The organism is Vibrio sp. HS-50-1 (assembly GCF_024747315.1).
GTDB classification, from domain to species: Bacteria; Pseudomonadota; Gammaproteobacteria; order Enterobacterales; family Vibrionaceae; genus Vibrio; species Vibrio diabolicus.
This window is the reverse complement of record NZ_JAMPZF010000019.1, coordinates 30,884-48,240: the sequence shown is the minus strand read 5'-3', so window position 1 is coordinate 48,240 and position 17,357 is coordinate 30,884. Positions and strand designations below refer to the sequence as shown.

25 protein-coding genes are annotated in these 17,357 nt (G+C 45.8%); 7 read left to right on the top strand and 18 right to left on the bottom strand.

All coding sequences use genetic code 11. The annotated features are described in order from the left end of the window. The 18 genes from rplF to rpmE form a co-directional block, all read right to left on the bottom strand. Positions 1-534 (bottom strand): 50S ribosomal protein L6, encoded by a 534-nt coding sequence (rplF, locus tag NDJ01_RS08795; protein ID WP_005392377.1) that lies wholly within the window; start codon positions 532-534, stop codon positions 1-3. Positions 535-547: 13 nt separating this feature from the next. Then, complete coding sequence (rpsH, locus tag NDJ01_RS08790; protein WP_005379572.1) at positions 548-940, bottom strand: 30S ribosomal protein S8; 393 nt, start codon at positions 938-940, stop codon at positions 548-550. Positions 941-969: 29 nt separating this feature from the next. Beyond that, positions 970-1,275, bottom strand: coding sequence for a 30S ribosomal protein S14 (gene rpsN, locus NDJ01_RS08785; RefSeq protein WP_012841173.1), 306 nt, complete (start codon positions 1,273-1,275; stop codon positions 970-972). A 17-nt stretch (positions 1,276-1,292) separates the two neighbouring features. Beyond that, positions 1,293-1,832, bottom strand: coding sequence for a 50S ribosomal protein L5 (gene rplE / locus NDJ01_RS08780; protein ID WP_005379573.1), 540 nt, complete (start codon positions 1,830-1,832; stop codon positions 1,293-1,295). Positions 1,833-1,855: 23 nt separating this feature from the next. Next, complete coding sequence (rplX, locus tag NDJ01_RS08775) at positions 1,856-2,173, bottom strand: 50S ribosomal protein L24 (protein ID WP_005379574.1); 318 nt, start codon at positions 2,171-2,173, stop codon at positions 1,856-1,858. 13 nt (positions 2,174-2,186) lie between these two features. Further along, positions 2,187-2,558, bottom strand: coding sequence for a 50S ribosomal protein L14 (gene rplN, locus NDJ01_RS08770; RefSeq protein ID WP_004410450.1), 372 nt, complete (start codon positions 2,556-2,558; stop codon positions 2,187-2,189). A 162-nt stretch (positions 2,559-2,720) separates the two neighbouring features. Then, positions 2,721-2,975, bottom strand: coding sequence for a 30S ribosomal protein S17 (gene rpsQ, locus NDJ01_RS08765; RefSeq protein ID WP_005379575.1), 255 nt, complete (start codon positions 2,973-2,975; stop codon positions 2,721-2,723). Further along, the gene (rpmC, locus tag NDJ01_RS08760; protein WP_005379576.1) at positions 2,975-3,166 is read right to left on the bottom strand and encodes a 50S ribosomal protein L29; all 192 of its coding nucleotides are present in this window, start codon (positions 3,164-3,166) and stop codon (positions 2,975-2,977) included. The genes rpsQ and rpmC overlap by 1 nt, the downstream gene beginning before the upstream one ends. Beyond that, positions 3,166-3,576, bottom strand: coding sequence for a 50S ribosomal protein L16 (gene rplP, locus NDJ01_RS08755; RefSeq protein ID WP_005379577.1), 411 nt, complete (start codon positions 3,574-3,576; stop codon positions 3,166-3,168). Before rplP ends, rpmC begins: the two co-directional genes overlap by 1 nt. An 11-nt stretch (positions 3,577-3,587) precedes the next feature. After that, positions 3,588-4,286: a 30S ribosomal protein S3 gene (gene rpsC / locus NDJ01_RS08750; protein WP_005383161.1), complete on the bottom strand. Its 699-nt coding sequence runs from the start codon at positions 4,284-4,286 to the stop codon at positions 3,588-3,590. An 18-nt stretch (positions 4,287-4,304) separates the two neighbouring features. After that, complete coding sequence (rplV, locus tag NDJ01_RS08745) at positions 4,305-4,637, bottom strand: 50S ribosomal protein L22 (protein WP_005383164.1); 333 nt, start codon at positions 4,635-4,637, stop codon at positions 4,305-4,307. A gap of 10 nt (positions 4,638-4,647) precedes the next feature. Beyond that, the gene (gene rpsS, locus NDJ01_RS08740) at positions 4,648-4,926 is read right to left on the bottom strand and encodes a 30S ribosomal protein S19 (protein WP_004394525.1); all 279 of its coding nucleotides are present in this window, start codon (positions 4,924-4,926) and stop codon (positions 4,648-4,650) included. A gap of 21 nt (positions 4,927-4,947) precedes the next feature. After that, positions 4,948-5,772 (bottom strand): 50S ribosomal protein L2, encoded by an 825-nt coding sequence (gene rplB, locus NDJ01_RS08735; RefSeq protein ID WP_005383168.1) that lies wholly within the window; start codon positions 5,770-5,772, stop codon positions 4,948-4,950. 15 nt (positions 5,773-5,787) lie between these two features. Beyond that, the gene (gene rplW, locus NDJ01_RS08730) at positions 5,788-6,090 is read right to left on the bottom strand and encodes a 50S ribosomal protein L23 (RefSeq protein WP_004398471.1); all 303 of its coding nucleotides are present in this window, start codon (positions 6,088-6,090) and stop codon (positions 5,788-5,790) included. Then, on the bottom strand, positions 6,087-6,689 hold the full coding sequence (gene rplD / locus NDJ01_RS08725) for a 50S ribosomal protein L4 (RefSeq protein ID WP_005379556.1): 603 nt from the start codon (positions 6,687-6,689) through the stop codon (positions 6,087-6,089). Before rplD ends, rplW begins: the two co-directional genes overlap by 4 nt. Before the next feature lie 17 nt (positions 6,690-6,706). After that, a complete protein-coding gene (rplC, locus tag NDJ01_RS08720; protein ID WP_005379555.1) occupies positions 6,707-7,336 on the bottom strand; it encodes a 50S ribosomal protein L3 in 630 nt (209 codons plus the stop codon). A 14-nt stretch (positions 7,337-7,350) separates the two neighbouring features. Continuing rightward, positions 7,351-7,662 carry a 30S ribosomal protein S10 gene (gene rpsJ, locus NDJ01_RS08715; protein ID WP_004410492.1) on the bottom strand — a complete coding sequence of 104 codons (312 nt, stop codon included), beginning with the start codon at positions 7,660-7,662 and terminating at the stop codon, positions 7,351-7,353. A 455-nt stretch (positions 7,663-8,117) separates the two neighbouring features. Beyond that, positions 8,118-8,339 carry a 50S ribosomal protein L31 gene (gene rpmE, locus NDJ01_RS08710; protein ID WP_005379546.1) on the bottom strand — a complete coding sequence of 74 codons (222 nt, stop codon included), beginning with the start codon at positions 8,337-8,339 and terminating at the stop codon, positions 8,118-8,120. Positions 8,340-8,635: 296 nt separating this feature from the next. Between rpmE and priA the strand changes: the two genes are divergently transcribed. The 7 genes from priA (at position 8,636) to rraA (ending at position 17,269) form a co-directional block, all read left to right on the top strand. Further along, a complete protein-coding gene (priA, locus tag NDJ01_RS08705; protein WP_258586588.1) occupies positions 8,636-10,837 on the top strand; it encodes a primosomal protein N' in 2,202 nt (733 codons plus the stop codon). Positions 10,838-11,141: 304 nt separating this feature from the next. Beyond that, positions 11,142-12,170, top strand: a complete 1,029-nt coding sequence (gene cytR, locus NDJ01_RS08700) for a DNA-binding transcriptional regulator CytR (RefSeq protein ID WP_254901949.1) — start codon at positions 11,142-11,144, stop codon at positions 12,168-12,170. A gap of 224 nt (positions 12,171-12,394) precedes the next feature. After that, positions 12,395-12,943, top strand: a complete 549-nt coding sequence (gene ftsN, locus NDJ01_RS08695) for a cell division protein FtsN (protein WP_258586587.1) — start codon at positions 12,395-12,397, stop codon at positions 12,941-12,943. Positions 12,944-13,058: 115 nt separating this feature from the next. Beyond that, a complete protein-coding gene (hslV, locus tag NDJ01_RS08690) occupies positions 13,059-13,610 on the top strand; it encodes an ATP-dependent protease subunit HslV (protein ID WP_033905999.1) in 552 nt (183 codons plus the stop codon). A 23-nt stretch (positions 13,611-13,633) separates the two neighbouring features. Continuing rightward, positions 13,634-14,965, top strand: a complete 1,332-nt coding sequence (gene hslU, locus NDJ01_RS08685) for an HslU--HslV peptidase ATPase subunit (RefSeq protein WP_006742475.1) — start codon at positions 13,634-13,636, stop codon at positions 14,963-14,965. 803 nt (positions 14,966-15,768) lie between these two features. After that, positions 15,769-16,686, top strand: coding sequence for a 1,4-dihydroxy-2-naphthoate polyprenyltransferase (locus NDJ01_RS08680; protein WP_005397953.1), 918 nt, complete (start codon positions 15,769-15,771; stop codon positions 16,684-16,686). Positions 16,687-16,762: 76 nt separating this feature from the next. Continuing rightward, positions 16,763-17,269 carry a ribonuclease E activity regulator RraA gene (gene rraA, locus NDJ01_RS08675; RefSeq protein ID WP_258586586.1) on the top strand — a complete coding sequence of 169 codons (507 nt, stop codon included), beginning with the start codon at positions 16,763-16,765 and terminating at the stop codon, positions 17,267-17,269. The last annotated feature ends 88 nt before the right edge of the window (positions 17,270-17,357 follow it).

Below are 17,357 nucleotides of genomic sequence, written 5' to 3'. Positions count from 1 at the left end.
TTACTTCTTCTTAGCTTCTTTAGTACGCACATTTTCATCTGCGTAACGAACACCTTTGCCTTTGTATGGCTCAGGCTCACGGTAAGAACGAATGTCAGCCGCAACTTGACCAACTAGTTGCTTGTCAGCACCAGTGATCACGATTTCAGTTTGGCTTGGACATTCAGCTTTAATACCCGCTGGCAACTCGTGCTCAACTGGGTGTGAGAAGCCTAGTGTTAGACCTACAGCGTTGCCTTTGATAGCAGCACGGTAACCTACACCTTTAAGAGTTAGCTTCTTAGTAAAGCCTTCAGTAACACCAACAACCATGTTGTTAACTAGAGCGCGAGCAGTACCTGCTTGAGCCCATGCGTTAGCAACACCTTCTTTAGGACCGAAAGTCAGGTTATTTTCTTCCTGAGCGATTACAACTGCATCGTTAAGAACGCGAGTTAGTTCGCCTTTCGCACCTTTTACAGTGATTTCTTGGCCGTTTAGTTTCACCTCTACGCCAGCTGGAATAGCGACAGGTGCTTTTGCAACACGAGACATAGTCTACTCCTTATTAAGCTACGTAAGCGATGATTTCACCACCAAGACCTGCTTTACGTGCAGCGCGGTCTGACATAAGACCCTTGGAAGTTGAAACGATAGCAATACCAAGACCACCCATTACAGAAGGAAGTTCATCTTTCTTCTTGTAAACACGTAGACCTGGACGAGAAACACGTTTAAGTTGCTCGATTACTGGTTTAGCTTGGAAGTACTTAAGTGTAACTTCTAGCTCAGGTTTTGCTTCGCCTTCAACAGCGAAGTCAACGATGTAACCTTCAGCTTTTAGTAGTGCAGCAATTGCAACTTTAAGCTTTGAAGAAGGCATTTTTACAGCAACTTTGTTTGCTGCCTGACCGTTACGAACGCGGGTCAGCATATCCGAAATCGGATCTTGCATGCTCATATGATTTACTCCAAATGATTAAGTGGCAATTACCAGCTAGCCTTACGAAGACCCGGAATCTCGCCTTTCATGCAAGCTTCACGAACCTTAATACGGCTTAGACCGAACTTACGTAGGTAACCGTGTGGACGACCAGTTTGGTTGCAACGGTTGCGCTGACGTGATGCACTTGAATCACGTGGAAGAGATTGCAGTGTAAGAACCGCGTTCCAACGATCTTCTTCAGATGCGTTTACATCGCTGATGATAGCTTTTAGCGCTGCACGCTTTTCAGCGAACTTAGCTACTAGCTGTGCACGTTTAGCTTCACGTGCTTTCATTGATTGTTTAGCCATAACAGTAACCCTTCACCTTACTTACGGAATGGGAAGTTAAAGGCAGCCAGCAGAGCACGGCCTTCCTCATCAGTACCAGCAGACGTCGTAATAGTGATGTCTAAACCGCGTACACGATCAACTTTATCAAAGTCGATTTCCGGGAAGATGATTTGCTCGCGAACGCCCATGCTGTAGTTACCGCGACCGTCAAAAGACTTAGCGCTAACACCACGGAAGTCACGTACACGTGGAAGAGCGATGTTAATTAAACGCTCAAGAAAATCCCACATACGTTCGCCACGCAAGGTTACTTTACAACCGATAGGGTAGCCTTCACGGATTTTGAAACCTGCAACAGATTTGCGCGCTTTTGTGATAAGTGGCTTTTGACCAGAGATCGTTGCCATATCAGACGCTGCATTTTCTAGCAGTTTCTTATCGTTGATTGCTTCACCAACACCCATGTTTAGGGTGATTTTCTCGATTCTAGGGACTTGCATGACGCTTGTGTAACCGAACTGTTTGGTCAGTTCAGCGACTACAGACGACTTGTAGTAATCATGCAGTTTCGCCATAGTAGAACTCCAAATTACTTCTATTAGTTAGAAACGGTTTCGCCGTTAGACTTGAAGAAACGAACTTTTTTGCCGTCTTCAAAACGGAAACCGATACGGTCAGCTTTACCAGTAGCTGCGTTGAAAATCGCCACGTTAGAAACGTCGATTGCTGCTTCTTGCTCTACGATACCGCCTTGGATACCCATAGCTGGAACAGGTTTCTGATGCTTCTTAACTAGGTTGATACCTTCAACGATAACTTTACCAGTTGCTAGAACCTTAGTTACTTTACCTTTCTTGCCTTTGTCTTTACCAGCAAGAACGATTACTTCGTCATTACGACGGATTTTAGCTGCCATTTCTACGTGCTCCTTACAGAACTTCTGGAGCCAGTGAAACGATCTTCATGAACTTATCGCCACGAAGTTCGCGTGTCACAGGACCAAAGATACGTGTACCGATTGGTTGCTCAGTATTGTCGTTTAGCAATACGCAAGCATTTCGGTCGAAGCGAATGACAGAACCGTCAGGACGACGTACGCCTTTACGGGTGCGCACTACCACCGCCTTCAGAACATCACCTTTTTTAACTTTACCGCGAGGGATTGCTTCCTTCACAGTAACTTTGATGACGTCACCGATATGTGCATAACGGCGGTGAGAGCCACCCAGAACCTTAATACACATTACGCTGCGTGCGCCTGAGTTATCAGCTGCGTCCAGCATACTTTGCATTTGGATCATGTTAGTGCTCCGCTAAATATTAATAACTAGACCCATCACGGGTCGGGCTGCCTCTTTAAAAGGGACGCGAATTGTACCACCCTTTTTTGTGATTGGGTAGTCAAAAAATAAACGGCTCCAAAAATATTTTGGAGCCGCTTTAGTTTCATAGAATTAACGAGATTAAATCTTCGCCTTTTCTAGAACTTTTACCAAAGTCCAAGACTTAGTCTTAGACAGTGGACGACACTCTGCGATTTCAACTGTGTCGCCTAGGCCACACTCGTTGTTCTCGTCATGTGCGTGTACTTTAGTCGTACGTTTTACGTATTTACCGTAGATTGGGTGTTTTACGAAACGCTCGATAGCAACAGTGATAGACTTGTCCATCTTATCGCTAACAACACGACCTTGTTGAGTACGTTTTACTTCGCTCATTATGCGCCTGCCTTCTCAGTCAAAACAGTTTTCACACGTGCGATATCACGGCGTACAGCTTTCAGAGTATGAGTTTGCTGTAGTTGACCAGTCGCAGCTTGCATGCGCAAGTTGAACTGTTCACGTAGCAAATTCATTAGCTCAGCGTTAAGCTCTTCAACGCTTTTCTCGCGTAGATCTTGTGCTTTCATCACATCACCTGCTTAGTTACAAATGTAGTTTTGAAAGGCAGTTTACGTGCCGCAAGACGGAACGCTTCACGTGCCAATTCTTCAGGTACACCACCCATTTCGTACATAACCTTACCAGGTTGGATTTGGGCTACCCAGTACTCAACGTTACCTTTACCCTTACCTTGACGAACTTCAAGTGGTTTTTCTGTGATTGGTTTGTCTGGGAACACACGGATCCAGATTTTACCTTGACGCTTAACGTGACGTGTCATTGCACGACGTGCCGCTTCGATTTGACGAGCAGTTAGACGACCACGGCCAACAGCTTTAAGACCGAATTCGCCGAAGCTTACATCAGTACCTTTAGCTAGACCACGGTTACGACCAGTCTGAACCTTACGGAACTTAGTACGTTTAGGTTGTAGCATCTGTCGACTCCTTACTTACGGCCTTTACGCTGCTTCTTAGGCTTGTCGCCTTTAGGCTCTACAGCGTTAGCTGCTGGCATACCACCTAGGATTTCACCTTTGAAGATCCAAGTTTTAATGCCGATCACACCGTATTGAGTGTGAGCCGAAGAAGTTGCGTAATCAATGTCAGCACGTAGAGTGTGTAGAGGCACACGGCCTTCACGGTACCACTCTGAACGTGCGATTTCAGCGCCGCCTAGACGACCGCTTACTTCCACTTTGATACCTTTAGCGCCTAGGCGCATAGCGTTTTGTACTGCGCGCTTCATAGCACGACGGAACATAACACGACGCTCTAGCTGAGACGCGATGCTGTCACCAACAAGTTGCGCATCTAGTTCAGGCTTACGTACTTCAGCGATGTTAATTTGCGCTGGTACACCTGCAATTTTAGCTACAGCTGCGCGTAGCTTCTCAACGTCTTCACCTTTCTTACCGATAACAACGCCTGGACGAGCAGTGTGAATAGTCACACGGATGCTCTTAGCAGGACGCTCGATAACGATACGTGATAGAGACGCTTTTTTCAGTTCACTTGTAAGGAACTGACGTACCTTGAAGTCGCCGTCTAGGTTGTCAGCGAAATCTTTGGTGTTAGCAAACCATGTAGCATTCCAAGGCTTAACGATGCCTAGACGAATACCATTTGGATGTACTTTTTGACCCATTGCTTACTCTCCTAGTCTCTAGCGATCTGCTACAACAACAGTGATGTGGCTTGAACGCTTCAAGATACGATCCGCACGACCTTTAGCACGAGGCATAATACGCTTCATGGTTGGGCCTTCATCTACAAAGATTTTTGCGACATTCAGATCGTCAATATCTGCACCTTCGTTGTGCTCCGCGTTAGCGATAGCAGACTCTAGAACTTTCTTAACTAGTGCAGCAGCTTTTTTGTTGCTGAACGTTAGGATTTCTAGAGCTTGGTCAACAGATTTACCACGGATTAGATCCGCAACTAAGCGAGCTTTCTGAGGCGAAATGCGAGCAAAGTTATGTTTAGCAATTGCTTCCATTATTTACTCCTTAGCGCTTCTTAGCTTTCTTATCCGCAGCGTGACCGCGGTAAGTACGTGTTGGTGCGAATTCACCCAGTTTGTGACCGATCATTTCATCAGTTACAAATACTGGTACGTGCTGACGACCATTATGGACAGCGATGGTCAAACCGATCATCGTAGGGATGATCATTGAACGACGGGACCAAGTCTTAATAGGCTTTTTGTCTCCGCTTTCCACCGCTTTCTCTACCTTCTTCAGCAAGTGTAGGTCAATAAAAGGACCTTTCTTGAGAGAACGTGGCATGGCGATTCCTCTTTATATAGATTACTTGTTACGACGACGTACGATGTACTTGTCAGTGCGTTTGTTCTTACGAGTCTTGAAGCCTTTAGTAGGCATACCCCAAGGAGATACTGGGTGACGACCACCAGAAGTACGGCCTTCACCACCACCGTGTGGGTGGTCAATCGGGTTCATTACAACACCACGAACCGTTGGACGGATACCGCGATGACGTGATGCACCTGCTTTACCAAGTTCACGTAGCATGTGCTCAGAGTTACCAACTTCACCGATTGTTGCACGGCCTTCAGAAAGAACTTTGCGCATCTCGCCAGAACGTAGACGGATAGTTACGTACGCACCGTCGCGAGCAACGATTTGAGCGTAAGCACCAGCCGAACGAGCTAGCTGACCACCTTTACCAGGCTTAAGTTCAACGTTATGTACTGTTGAACCTACTGGGATATTACGCATTGGTAGAGTGTTACCAGCTTTGATTGGTGCATCAACACCAGACTGAATAACATCACCAGCTACAACACCTTTAGGTGCTAGGATGTAGCGACGCTCACCGTCTTTGTAAAGAACTAGAGCAATGTTTGCGCTACGGTTTGGATCGTATTCAAGACGCTCAACTGTCGCTGGAATACCATCTTTAGTACGTTTGAAGTCAACTACACGGTAGTGATGCTTGTGACCACCGCCGATGTGACGTACTGTGATACGACCCTTGTTGTTACGACCACCGTTCTTAGAGTTTTTCTCTAGAAGAGGTGCGTATGGCTTGCCCTTGTGTAGGTCAGCGTTAACAACTTTAACAACGTGACGACGACCAGGGGAAGTCGGCTTACATTTAACAATAGCCATTTTTAACTACTCCTGTTATTCCGCGCCGCCAACGAAGTCAAGATCTTGACCTTCTTTCAAAGTAACGTACGCTTTCTTAACGTCGCTGCGGCGACCTTGGCGTAGACCTTGACGTTTGGTCTTACCCTTAGTGATAAGAGTATTTACAGACTTAACTTCAACTTCAAATAGCTTTTCTACAGCTGCTTTGATCTCTTTTTTAGTCGCATCTTTAGCTACTTTGAAAACGATAGTGTTCGCTTTCTCAGCTGCCATAGTTGCTTTTTCAGAGATGTGCGGTGCACGTAGAACTTTTAGGATACGCTCTTCAGTGATCATGCTAGCATTTCCTCTACTTGCTTAACTGCTTCTGCAGTCATTACAACTTTGTCAAACGCGATTAGAGATACTGGATCGATACCAGCAACATCACGTGCGTCAACTTTGTATAGGTTACGAGCAGCTAGGAATAGATTCTCATCTACTTCGCTAGTCACGATTAGAGCGTCAGTTAGCTCAAGCTCTTTAAGCTTAGCAACTAGCTCTTTAGTCTTTGGTGCTTCAACTGAGAAGTTATCAACAACGATTAGACGCTCTTGACGAACAAGCTCAGAAAGAATGCTCTTCATAGCACCACGGTACATTTTTTTGTTTACTTTTTGGCTGTGATCTTGTGGTTTCGCAGCAAAAGTAACACCACCTGTACGCCAGATTGGGCTACGGATTGTACCAGCACGCGCACGGCCAGTACCTTTTTGACGCCATGGCTTAGCGCCACCGCCAGAAACTTCTGAACGTGTTTTTTGAGCACGAGTACCTTGACGAGCACCTGCTGCGTACGCAACAACTACTTGGTGTACAAGAGCTTCGTTAAACTCACGTCCGAAAGTAGTTTCGGAAACAGTTAGTGCATCGGCACCTTTAACCATTAGTTCCATTACTTACTCCTGAGACGTTATGCTTTAACAGCTGGTTTAACGATCACGTTGCCGCCAGTTGCGCCTGGGACTGCACCTTTAATAAGAAGCAGGTTGCGCTCAGCGTCAACACGTACGATCTCTAGGTTTTGAGTCGTTACACGCTCAGCACCCATGTGACCTGCCATTTTCTTGCCTTTAAATACGCGACCTGGAGTCTGACATTGACCGATAGAACCAGGAGCACGGTGAGACAATGAGTTACCGTGAGTCATATCTTGAGTACGGAAGTTCCAACGCTTAACAGCGCCTTGGAAACCTTTACCCTTAGATGTACCAGTAACGTCTACTTTCTTAGTTTCGTTGAATAGTTCAACAGTTAGTTCTGAACCAACTTCGAACTCTTCGCCGTTTTCTAAACGGAATTCCCAAAGACCGCGACCAGCTTCAACGCCAGCTTTAGCAAAGTGACCTGCTTCAGCTTTGTTTACGCGGTTAGCTTTCTTAGAACCAGCTGTAACCTGGATTGCTGCGTAGCCGTCAGTTTCAAGAGTTTTCACTTGAGAAACACGGTTAGCTTCAACCTCAACAACAGTTACTGGGATAGAAACGCCTTCTTCAGTAAATACGCGGGTCATGCCCACTTTACGACCGATTAGACCAATCATACTTCTAATCTCCCTTAACCTAGGCTAATTTGAACGTCAACGCCCGCAGCAAGGTCTAGACGCATTAGAGCATCAACAGTCTTGTCTGTTGGCTCAACGATGTCGATTAGACGCTTGTGAGTACGGATTTCGTACTGGTCACGTGCTTTCTTGTTAACGTGTGGAGAGATAAGAACTGTGAAACGCTCTTTACGAGTTGGCAGTGGGATTGGACCACGAACCTGTGCGCCAGTGCGCTTAGCTGTTTCAACGATTTCCGCTGTAGAAGCATCGATTAGTTTGTAATCGAAAGCTTTTAGGCGGATACGGATACGTTGGTTCTGCATGAGACAGAGCTCCAAATTTAATAAATTACACAAACAATATCGCCACTCAAACTCGTCAAGACGAGAGAATGCCGATTGATTTATGTGAAACCGTAGCATCCAAGATTAGGACGCATTGTCAGTTAATTTTCGATTAACTATCCCTATATGCCAAAGTCACCTTTGAGGATAGTTTTTCCGAAGAAAAGATAGCTAATTGTATTAACCGCGAACATAAGCTGAGTATACATTACCTCGCAAATCCTTAGATTTGCTCGCTCCTCACTGCTCATTGGTTCACAACTGGCTTAACCAGTGCGCTGCATTATACAGATCACACTTTAGGTTGCAAGCGCTGAGTGAAAAATAATCGGGAATATTCCAAACCCTATACATCCCTCTTCGCTTGGTAGCCATTAAACAAAAAGGACGCCGAAGCGTCCTTTTCTAAACTGTAATCGTAATAGCGGCTGCTATTATTTCTTACCGCTTGATAGTGCACCGAAACGCTTGTTGAAGCGATCAACACGGCCGCCTGTATCAACGATACGTTGCTTACCAGTGTAGAATGGGTGACACTTGTCACATACATCTAGGTGGATAGACTCTTTACCTAGAGTAGAGTTGAACTCAAAAGAGTTGCCGCAAGAACAAGTCGCTTTTACTGCTTTGTATTCTGGGTGGATACCAGCTTTCATGGGATAACCTCAATAGTAGGCCGTGTCGCTATACGAATCTAAGCCGCACACCACACGCAATTAATAATAAAATGGGATACCGCATCAACTAATTGCCGAAGCCATATCTCAAGGCGCGATATAGTAAAGAATCACATTGCTCGGATCAACACATTTGGCAACTTTTTCGCCACTTTTTTAGCCAGACTAATCATAGAGGCACGATTCACGCTGAATCACATTGCTTTACTCGAATTTCCATACCGATTTTAATAGACTCTCATTTCCTTTCCCTCTTTTTTAATAGCTAAGAATTTATGCGTCCAACCATTGCTAGAGTGGCATTACCCGTACCGCTCGACAAACAATTTGATTACGCCATTCCGGGGCACCTGTTTCCGATCATTGGTGGACGCGTTTCCGTACCTTTTGGACGCCAAACCTTAGTCGGCATCGTCACCGCAATGGTGAACCACTCCGACTTTCCCAAAGATCAACTCAAGCCAATCAAAGCAGTTCTTGATTCTCAGCCGATATGGTCTGAAAAGCTTTATTCGTTGCTGACTTGGTGCAGCCAGTTCTATCAGTACCCTCTAGGTGACACTCTACACAATGCAATGCCTGCCGCGCTGAGGAAAGGCAAACCGGCTGACTTTGCAACACTACAAGAATGGCAACTGACAGAAGCAGGAAGAAATAAGCTAATGCAAGGGCTTGGACGTGCAATAAAACAACAGCGTGCACTCCAAATGATGGTCAACGGACCGATCCCGCATCAAGAACTCTTGGATCAAGAAGTAAACTCAACCATCTTAAAAAACCTCGAAGAAAAAGGTTGGGTCGAGCGCATCGAGAAAAAGCCGACCATTACGAAATGGAGTCAAAATGTAGAGTGTGCGGTAGAGAAACCAAAGCTTAACCATGAACAAGCACTCGCGATTGCCAGCGTAAATAGCCAAACGGGCTTTGCTTGCTATTTATTAGAAGGGGTAACTGGCTCTGGTAAAACCGAAGTTTACTTAAACCTTATCAAGCCAGTTCTAGAGCAAGGGAAACAGGCACTAGTTTTAGTACCTGAGATAGGTCTAACCCCCCAAACCATCAACCGCTTTAAACATCGATTTAATGTCCCAGTAGATGTGATTCATTCCGGTTTGAATGAAACAGAGCGTTTGAACGCCTGGTTATCGGCTCGCGATAAAGCCGCGGGGATCATCATTGGTACGCGCTCAGCCCTACTGACACCTTTTGCTGATTTGGGGATTATTATCGTTGATGAAGAGCATGACTCCTCTTATAAGCAACAAGACAGCTTGCGTTACCACGCTCGTGATGTTGCTGTCATGCGCGCCCATAAAGAGCAAGTACCGATTATCCTCGGCTCAGCGACGCCAGCGTTAGAAACCTTGCATAATGCCCTGTCTGGTAAATATCACCATTTAACACTTACCCAACGAGCTGGCTCTGCCGTGCCCACCACCAATAAAGTGTTAGATGTAAAAGGTCAGTATTTAGAAAGTGGCTTATCCGCCCAACTGATTGCCGAAATGCGCAAACACTTAAAAGTGGGCAATCAGGTTATGTTGTTTCTTAACCGCCGAGGTTTCTCGCCCGCTTTGATGTGCCATGAATGTGGTTGGATTGCTGAATGTAAACGCTGTGATGCGTACTATACGTTCCACCATTACAGCAACGAAATACGCTGCCATCACTGCGGCTCACAACAACCTGTCATTCATCAGTGTCAGGGATGTGGTTCAACTCAACTGGTTACCGTCGGCGTAGGAACGGAGCAGCTCGAACAACAATTGGCTCAGTTGTTTCCAGAATACAAAGCCATTCGCATCGACAGAGACAGTACACGTCGCAAAGGTAGTTTGGAAGGTGCCCTTGAATCGATTCGTAAAGGTGAATACCAAATACTGATAGGCACTCAAATGCTGGCTAAGGGGCACCACTTTCCAAATGTAACGCTCGTAGCTCTTTTGGATGTTGATGGCTCTTTGTATAGTAGTGATTTTCGCGCTTCGGAGCGATTAGCTCAGCTGTTTATTCAGGTCGCAGGTCGTGCTGGCCGAGCAAGTAAACCTGGCGAAGTGATCCTGCAAACTCACCATCCTGAGCACAGCTTGCTGCAAGCCCTACTTCAAAAAGACTATCGTCACTTTGCTATGACAGCTCTGGAAGAACGCAAACTGGCTCAGCTTCCGCCTTATAGTTTCTTGACTCTGTTTAAAGCAGAAGCAAACCAAAGTGAGGTAGTTGAAGACTTCCTGCGTCAGGTTCGCTTTACGTTAGAATCACACCCTCTGTTCGATGATTCCTGCATGGTGTTAGGCCCCACTCCTTCACCTTTGGCCAAGCGGGCTGGTAAATACCGCTGGCAGCTGTTACTTCAAACCCAGCATCGTTCATTGATGCAAAAGTTATTAACCAGTGCCAAACCTGCTATTGAGTTGTTGCCAAATGCCAAGAAAGTTCGCTGGAATTTAGACATAGAGCCACAAGATCTCAGCTAGCAAACGTTTAACTATGTAATGAATTACCATTTAATGTGACGAGAATCACGACGGGATTGCAATTTTTGTTAAACAGACCGTAACTTTCACTTTAGAAATGAATAGACTATCCAAATTAGAAAAGTCTAAAGTGACTTGTTCGCACAGGCTTAGATTAAAACAATGACTATTCCCACAAATTGATGTCGCAGTGAAGAATCCATTTTTCCACTTGTTAACACGAACTGAGCGAAGAGCAAACGCTGCTCTAACTCAGCGTGATTATTATGATTTCAAACCGGAATAACGTCATCTTGGCAAAAAAATAAACGAGAGGTTAAAAACTATGGCGACAATGAAGGATGTTGCCCAGCTTGCGGGAGTGTCTACGGCTACGGTATCTCGAGCATTAATGAACCCAGAGAAGGTCTCTTCTTCAACGAGAAAAAGAGTAGAAGATGCCGTACTTGAAGCGGGTTATTCTCCAAACTCATTAGCGCGTAACTTACGTAGAAACGAATCAAAAACCATTGTCACTATCGTTCCCGACATCTGTGATCCTTATTTTTCTGAAATTATTCGCGGTATTGAAGATGCTGCCATGGAACATGGCTATCTAGTCCTGCTGGGCGATAGCGGACAACAGAAGAAACGCGAAAGTTCTTTCGTTAACCTCGTATTTACTAAGCAGGCGGATGGAATGCTACTGCTTGGCACAGATCTACCGTTCGATGTCAGTAAGCCAGAACAAAAGAACTTACCTCCGATGGTAATGGCGTGTGAATTTGCGCCAGAGTTAGAACTTCCGACAGTACATATTGACAACCTGACCTCAGCATTTGAAGCGGTGAATTACCTAACCCAACTAGGTCATAAACGCATCGCGCAAATCTCGGGGCCAGATACGGCAATATTGTGTCAGTTCCGCCAGCAAGGCTACCAACAAGCCCTGCGCCGTGCCGGCATCAATAAAGATCCACAATATAGTGTCATTACTGAGTTCTCTTTTGATGGCGGAGCAAAAGCCGTTCGCAAACTGCTCGAATTGCCTGAGCCACCAACGGCTATTTTCTGTCACTGTGACACAATGGCCATCGGCGCAATTCAAGAAGCGAAAAAGCTTGGCTTACGAGTACCGCAAGATCTCTCTGTTGTGGGCTTTGATGACATTAACTTCGCTCAGTACTGCGATCCACCGTTGACCACCATCTCTCAGCCTCGCTATGAGATTGGTCGACAAGCAATGCTAATGATGCTCGAGATGTTAAAAGGCCACGACGTGCATTCAGGCTCGCGTTTGCTTGAAACTAATCTCGTCATTCGCGGAAGTGCAGCGCCACCACAGCGCCCTTAACCTAAAAATTAAGTATCCATACCCAAAGCGGTGCTAAGGCGCCGCTTTTTATTTACCCCTCCTGCTTTTTGTGTATCCCCGAATAAATATAAGCGAGAACGGAAACACACTCCTACACTCGGGCGTTGTCGCGCTTTAGCTATCAAGATTCTATCAATAGGGTGTTTTCTCAACTCGTTCTGGATTAACATATTTGCAAGAATCCTTGATGACCAGAAATAACCGTGGCAAATAGAGATTATGTAAGACGGGGGCGAGGTGCCCCAAAAAAGTCGACAAAAAAACAACCGCCGAGAAGAAAAAAACCTTGGCGTAGTGGCCTGCTCGCTATCTTGCTTGTGGGCGGTTTTGGCTATGGCCTTTACCTTTTGAGTAGCGACCCAGAACCAAAACCACCTGTCGTGAAACAGCCAACAACCACTGTGAGCAAACCAAAGCCGAAAAAAGATTTGCCGCCACCACCAGAAGAAAAGTGGGAATATGTCGAGTCACTACCGAAACGTGAAGTTGAAGTTGTGGCCAAAGAAATTGAAGTTTCTAAGATTCCTTACATTATGCAATGTGGCGCTTATAAAACCCAGGCGCAAGCAGAAGAGCGCAAGATTGCAATCGCGTTCCAAGGGATGTCGAGCAAGATTCGTAAGAAAGAAGGCAGTTCATGGTATCGCGTGGTGCTAGGTCCGTATAAGTTCAAACGTGATGCAGAACGTGACCGTCATAAACTGCAACGCGCGAAAATCGAGCCATGTGCGATTTGGAAAGAAAATCTTTAAACTCAGGCCCTAGGAGCTAAGATCCTAGGGCCTTTCTTTTTGCCCCCTTGAATCCCCATTTCCCCTCCCCCATATACTGAATTAAATCCAAAGAGAAATAATCAAGAGGTCGACTGTGACTACCATTGTATCTGTACGTCGAAATAATAAAGTCGTCATCGCGGGTGATGGCCAAGTATCTCTAGGCAATACTGTAATGAAAGGTAATGCGCGCAAAGTTCGCCGCCTATACAACAACCAAGTACTAGCGGGCTTTGCCGGCGGTACTGCGGATGCCTTCACCCTTTTTGAGCGCTTCGAAAGCAAGCTGCAAATGCACCAAGGCCACCTAACTAAGGCTGCGGTTGAGCTAGCCAAAGACTGGCGTAGCGATCGTGCTCTGCGCAAGCTCGAAGCCTTGCTTGCCGTTGCCGACGAAACCGCATCGTTAATCATTACCGGTAATGGTGATGTCGTACAGCCAGAACACGACCTGATTGCGATTGGCTCTGGTGGTGCTTACGCACAAGCTGCAGCAACCGCCCTACTAGAAAACACAGATCTAGATGCTCGTGAGATCGCGGAAAAAGCCCTCAATATCGCGGGTGATATTTGTGTCTTCACTAACCATCACCACACGGTAGAAGAGCTAGACTCAACAATAGAGCCTGAAAAACCAACCGCGTAATCGTAACGAAGTAAGGAAAGAATATGTCTGAAATGACGCCTCGCGAAATCGTTCATGAATTGAACCGCCACATTATCGGTCAAGAAAAAGCCAAGCGTTCGGTTGCGATTGCACTTCGTAACCGCTGGCGCCGTATGCAGCTTGAAGAAAGCTTGCGTGCCGAAGTGACGCCAAAAAACATTTTGATGATTGGTCCTACTGGTGTTGGTAAGACTGAAATCGCACGCCGCCTAGCAAAACTGGCAAATGCACCATTCATCAAAGTTGAAGCAACAAAATTCACAGAAGTGGGTTACGTTGGTAAAGAAGTTGAAACCATCATCCGTGACCTGACTGATGTCGCGGTAAAAATGACGCATCAACAAGCGATGGAAAAAGTAAAATTCCGCGCTGAAGAGCAAGCGGAAGAACGCATTCTTGATGCGCTACTGCCACCAGCACGTGATAGCTGGGGTCAAGCAGAGCAAACGGAAGAGTCTTCTCACACTCGCCAGATTTTCCGTAAAAAATTGCGTGAAGGCCAACTAGACGATAAAGAAATTGAAATCGACGTAGCCGCACCACAAATGGGCGTAGAGATCATGGCGCCCCCAGGTATGGAAGAGATGACTAACCAGCTGCAAGGCATGTTCCAAAACCTGGCTGGCGACACTAAGAAAAAACGTAAGCTGAAAATCAAAGACGCAATGAAAGCGTTAGCGGAAGAAGAAGCAGCGAAACTGGTTAACCAAGAAGAGCTAAAAGAAGCAGCGATTTTCAACGTTGAAAACAACGGCATCGTATTTATCGATGAGATCGACAAGATCTGTAAACGCGGCGAGAGCTCAGGCCCAGACGTTTCACGCGAAGGTGTTCAGCGCGACCTGCTTCCATTGATTGAAGGCAGCACGGTATCAACCAAGCACGGCATGGTAAAAACAGACCACATTCTGTTTGTTGCATCTGGTGCATTCCAAGTGGCAAAACCATCTGACTTGATCCCAGAATTGCAAGGTCGTCTACCAATTCGCGTTGAGCTAGAAGCACTAAGCAGCAACGACTTCAAACGCATTCTGACAGAGCCAAAAGCCTCTCTAACAGAGCAGTACGTTGCGTTGATGAAAACGGAAGATGTGGACATCGAGTTCACAGAAGATGGCATCACGCAAATCGCGGAAGCGGCATGGACGGTCAACGAAAGCACAGAAAACATCGGTGCTCGTCGCTTACACACCGTTATGGAACGCTTAATGGATGAAATCTCTTACGACGCAGCGGAGCAATCTGGCGCGAAGTTTGTTATCGATGCCGCTTATGTGAAAGAGCGCCTAGGCGACACGATTGAAGATGAAGATCTAAGCCGCTTTATTCTTTAAGCGCAATCTATTCCACCAAAGCCCAGAACCTTGTTTCTGGGCTTTTTGTTTAGAATGACGATTACTGTGACAACACCTAAATCAATAGGTCTGGCCATTCTAGCGAGCTCAGGCGAGGCTAAGAATCTGGTAACAGCACACCCTATTCTTTCCCACTAACCTTAACCACCACAATCGGATGATAGATTCTGAATCACACTCGTTCCTCGTTGTTCAGAATGACGGTTACTTTGACAACATCTAAATCAAAAGATCTCGTCATTCTAAGGGTTCTCATCGAGACTAAGAATCTAGTAACAGCACACCCTATTCTTTCCCACTAACCTTAACCACCACACAACCGGACGATAGATTCTGACTCACACTCGTTCCTCGCTGTTCAGAATGACGGTGACTTTAATAAACTCTAAATCGAAAGAACTCGTCATTCTAGCGAGCTCAAGCGAGACTAAGAATCTAGTAGCAGCACACCCTATTCTTTCCAGCTCACCTTAACCACCGCACAATCGGACGATTGATTCTGAATCACACTCGTTCCTCGTTGTTCAGAATGGCGGTTACTTTGACAACAGCTAAATCAAAAGATCTCGTCATTCTAGCGAGCTCCAGCGAGACTAAGAATCTAATAGCAGCGTTCTCCGCACCTTCACTTTCCAAAAAGAGTGCTATTTTATCGCCTCAAATATCGAAACTGCTTTCCTTCTCCTTCACCCTTTGACTTTTAGTTGAGTTGTTTTAGGTCAATAGCGTATCTGCCTCTTTGTGCTTATACTGGGCACATTGGTTACTAGCACGAAATTTCCATGAAACAATCTTTACAGATCTGGCTTGAAGCCGCTCGCCCAAAAACACTACCTCTGGCGTTAGTCTCTATCTTAACGGGTAGCGTACTCGCCTACTCGGCGGGTCATTTTTCACTGACAATTGCCATCATGGCTTTCGTAACCGCGACGTTGCTGCAAATTCTATCCAACCTGGCGAACGACTATGGTGATGCCGTTCAAGGTACAGATAACGACAAACGCCTTGGCCCATTACGAGCGATGCAGTCTGGCGCAGTAAGTGCGAAACAGATGAAACAGGCAATTATCTTTAACATCGTTCTGACCGCTATTTCTGGCTTAGTGTTAGTTTTCTATTCACTAAGCTCACTGGAAAGCATTGTGACGTTTATCGGGCTGGGAATTTTAGCCATCCTCGCGGCGATTGCTTACACCATGGGTAGCAAACCATACGGTTACGTGGGGCTTGGCGATATTTCAGTTTTCTTGTTTTTTGGTTTACTCGGCGTATCCGGTACCTATTTCTTGCATACTGGTCACGTAGATACCACGCTATTCTTACCTGCTCTAGGCTGCGGTTTACTCGCCGTTGCAGTACTCAACATCAACAATATGCGTGATATCGAGAACGACCGAGAGTGTGGTAAACGCACGGTCGCAGTGCGTTTGGGTCAACGCAAAGCCAAGCAGTACCACTTTGTTTTACTTGGCGGTGCTATTCTTGCCTTTGCGGCTTACTTGTTAATTCAAGACAAACCCGTTTGGATTAGCTTGCCATTTTTACTTAGTATTTATTTCGTGGCCGATCATGGCAAAGCGGTTTGGCATACACAAAAGCCCGCTCAGATAGCACCAATGATGCCAGTCATCGTGAAATGCTCTTTAGTCACCAACGTTTTGTTTGCAACAATTGTGGTAGCTCAAACTCTAGTAAGTTAAAAAAGGATTGTCATTGCATTGACTTAATGCCTAGATATACTCAAAGACAACCAATTTCTGTTTAGAAAGGTACGCTATGGAATACAATACCTCAGCACTCTGTGATATCTACCTCGATCAGGTAGATGTGGTTGAACCAATGTTCAGTAATTTTGGCGGTCGCGCTTCATTTGCCGGGCAAATCACCACCATCAAGTGTTTTGAAGATAATTCGTTGATCCGCGAGACATTAGAGCAAGATGGACTTGGTCGCGTTGTGTTAATTGACGGTGGCGGTTCCCTACGTAAAGCCCTTATCGATGCAGAAATCGCAACCATTGCGGAAGAAAACGAGTGGGAAGGCATTGTCGTTTACGGCTGTGTTCGTGAAGTAGATGAACTTGAAGATATGAACTTAGGCATTCAAGCCCTCGCCTCTATTCCTGTTGGAGCGACCAGCCAGGGTATCGGCGAATTAGATGTACCAGTCAACTTTGGCGGCGTCAGCTTTCTACCTGAAGATTATATTTATGCCGATAGCACCGGAATTATCCTGTCGCCTGAGCCATTGAATATTGATTTAGAGTTGGATGAAGAAGAATAACGAGTCTTAGGTACCTAAGTTATAGGACCTTCTCTTGGCTATCAGAATCGAGCTTGTCCTAACGATTTTCAACTTGCCCAAAACACAA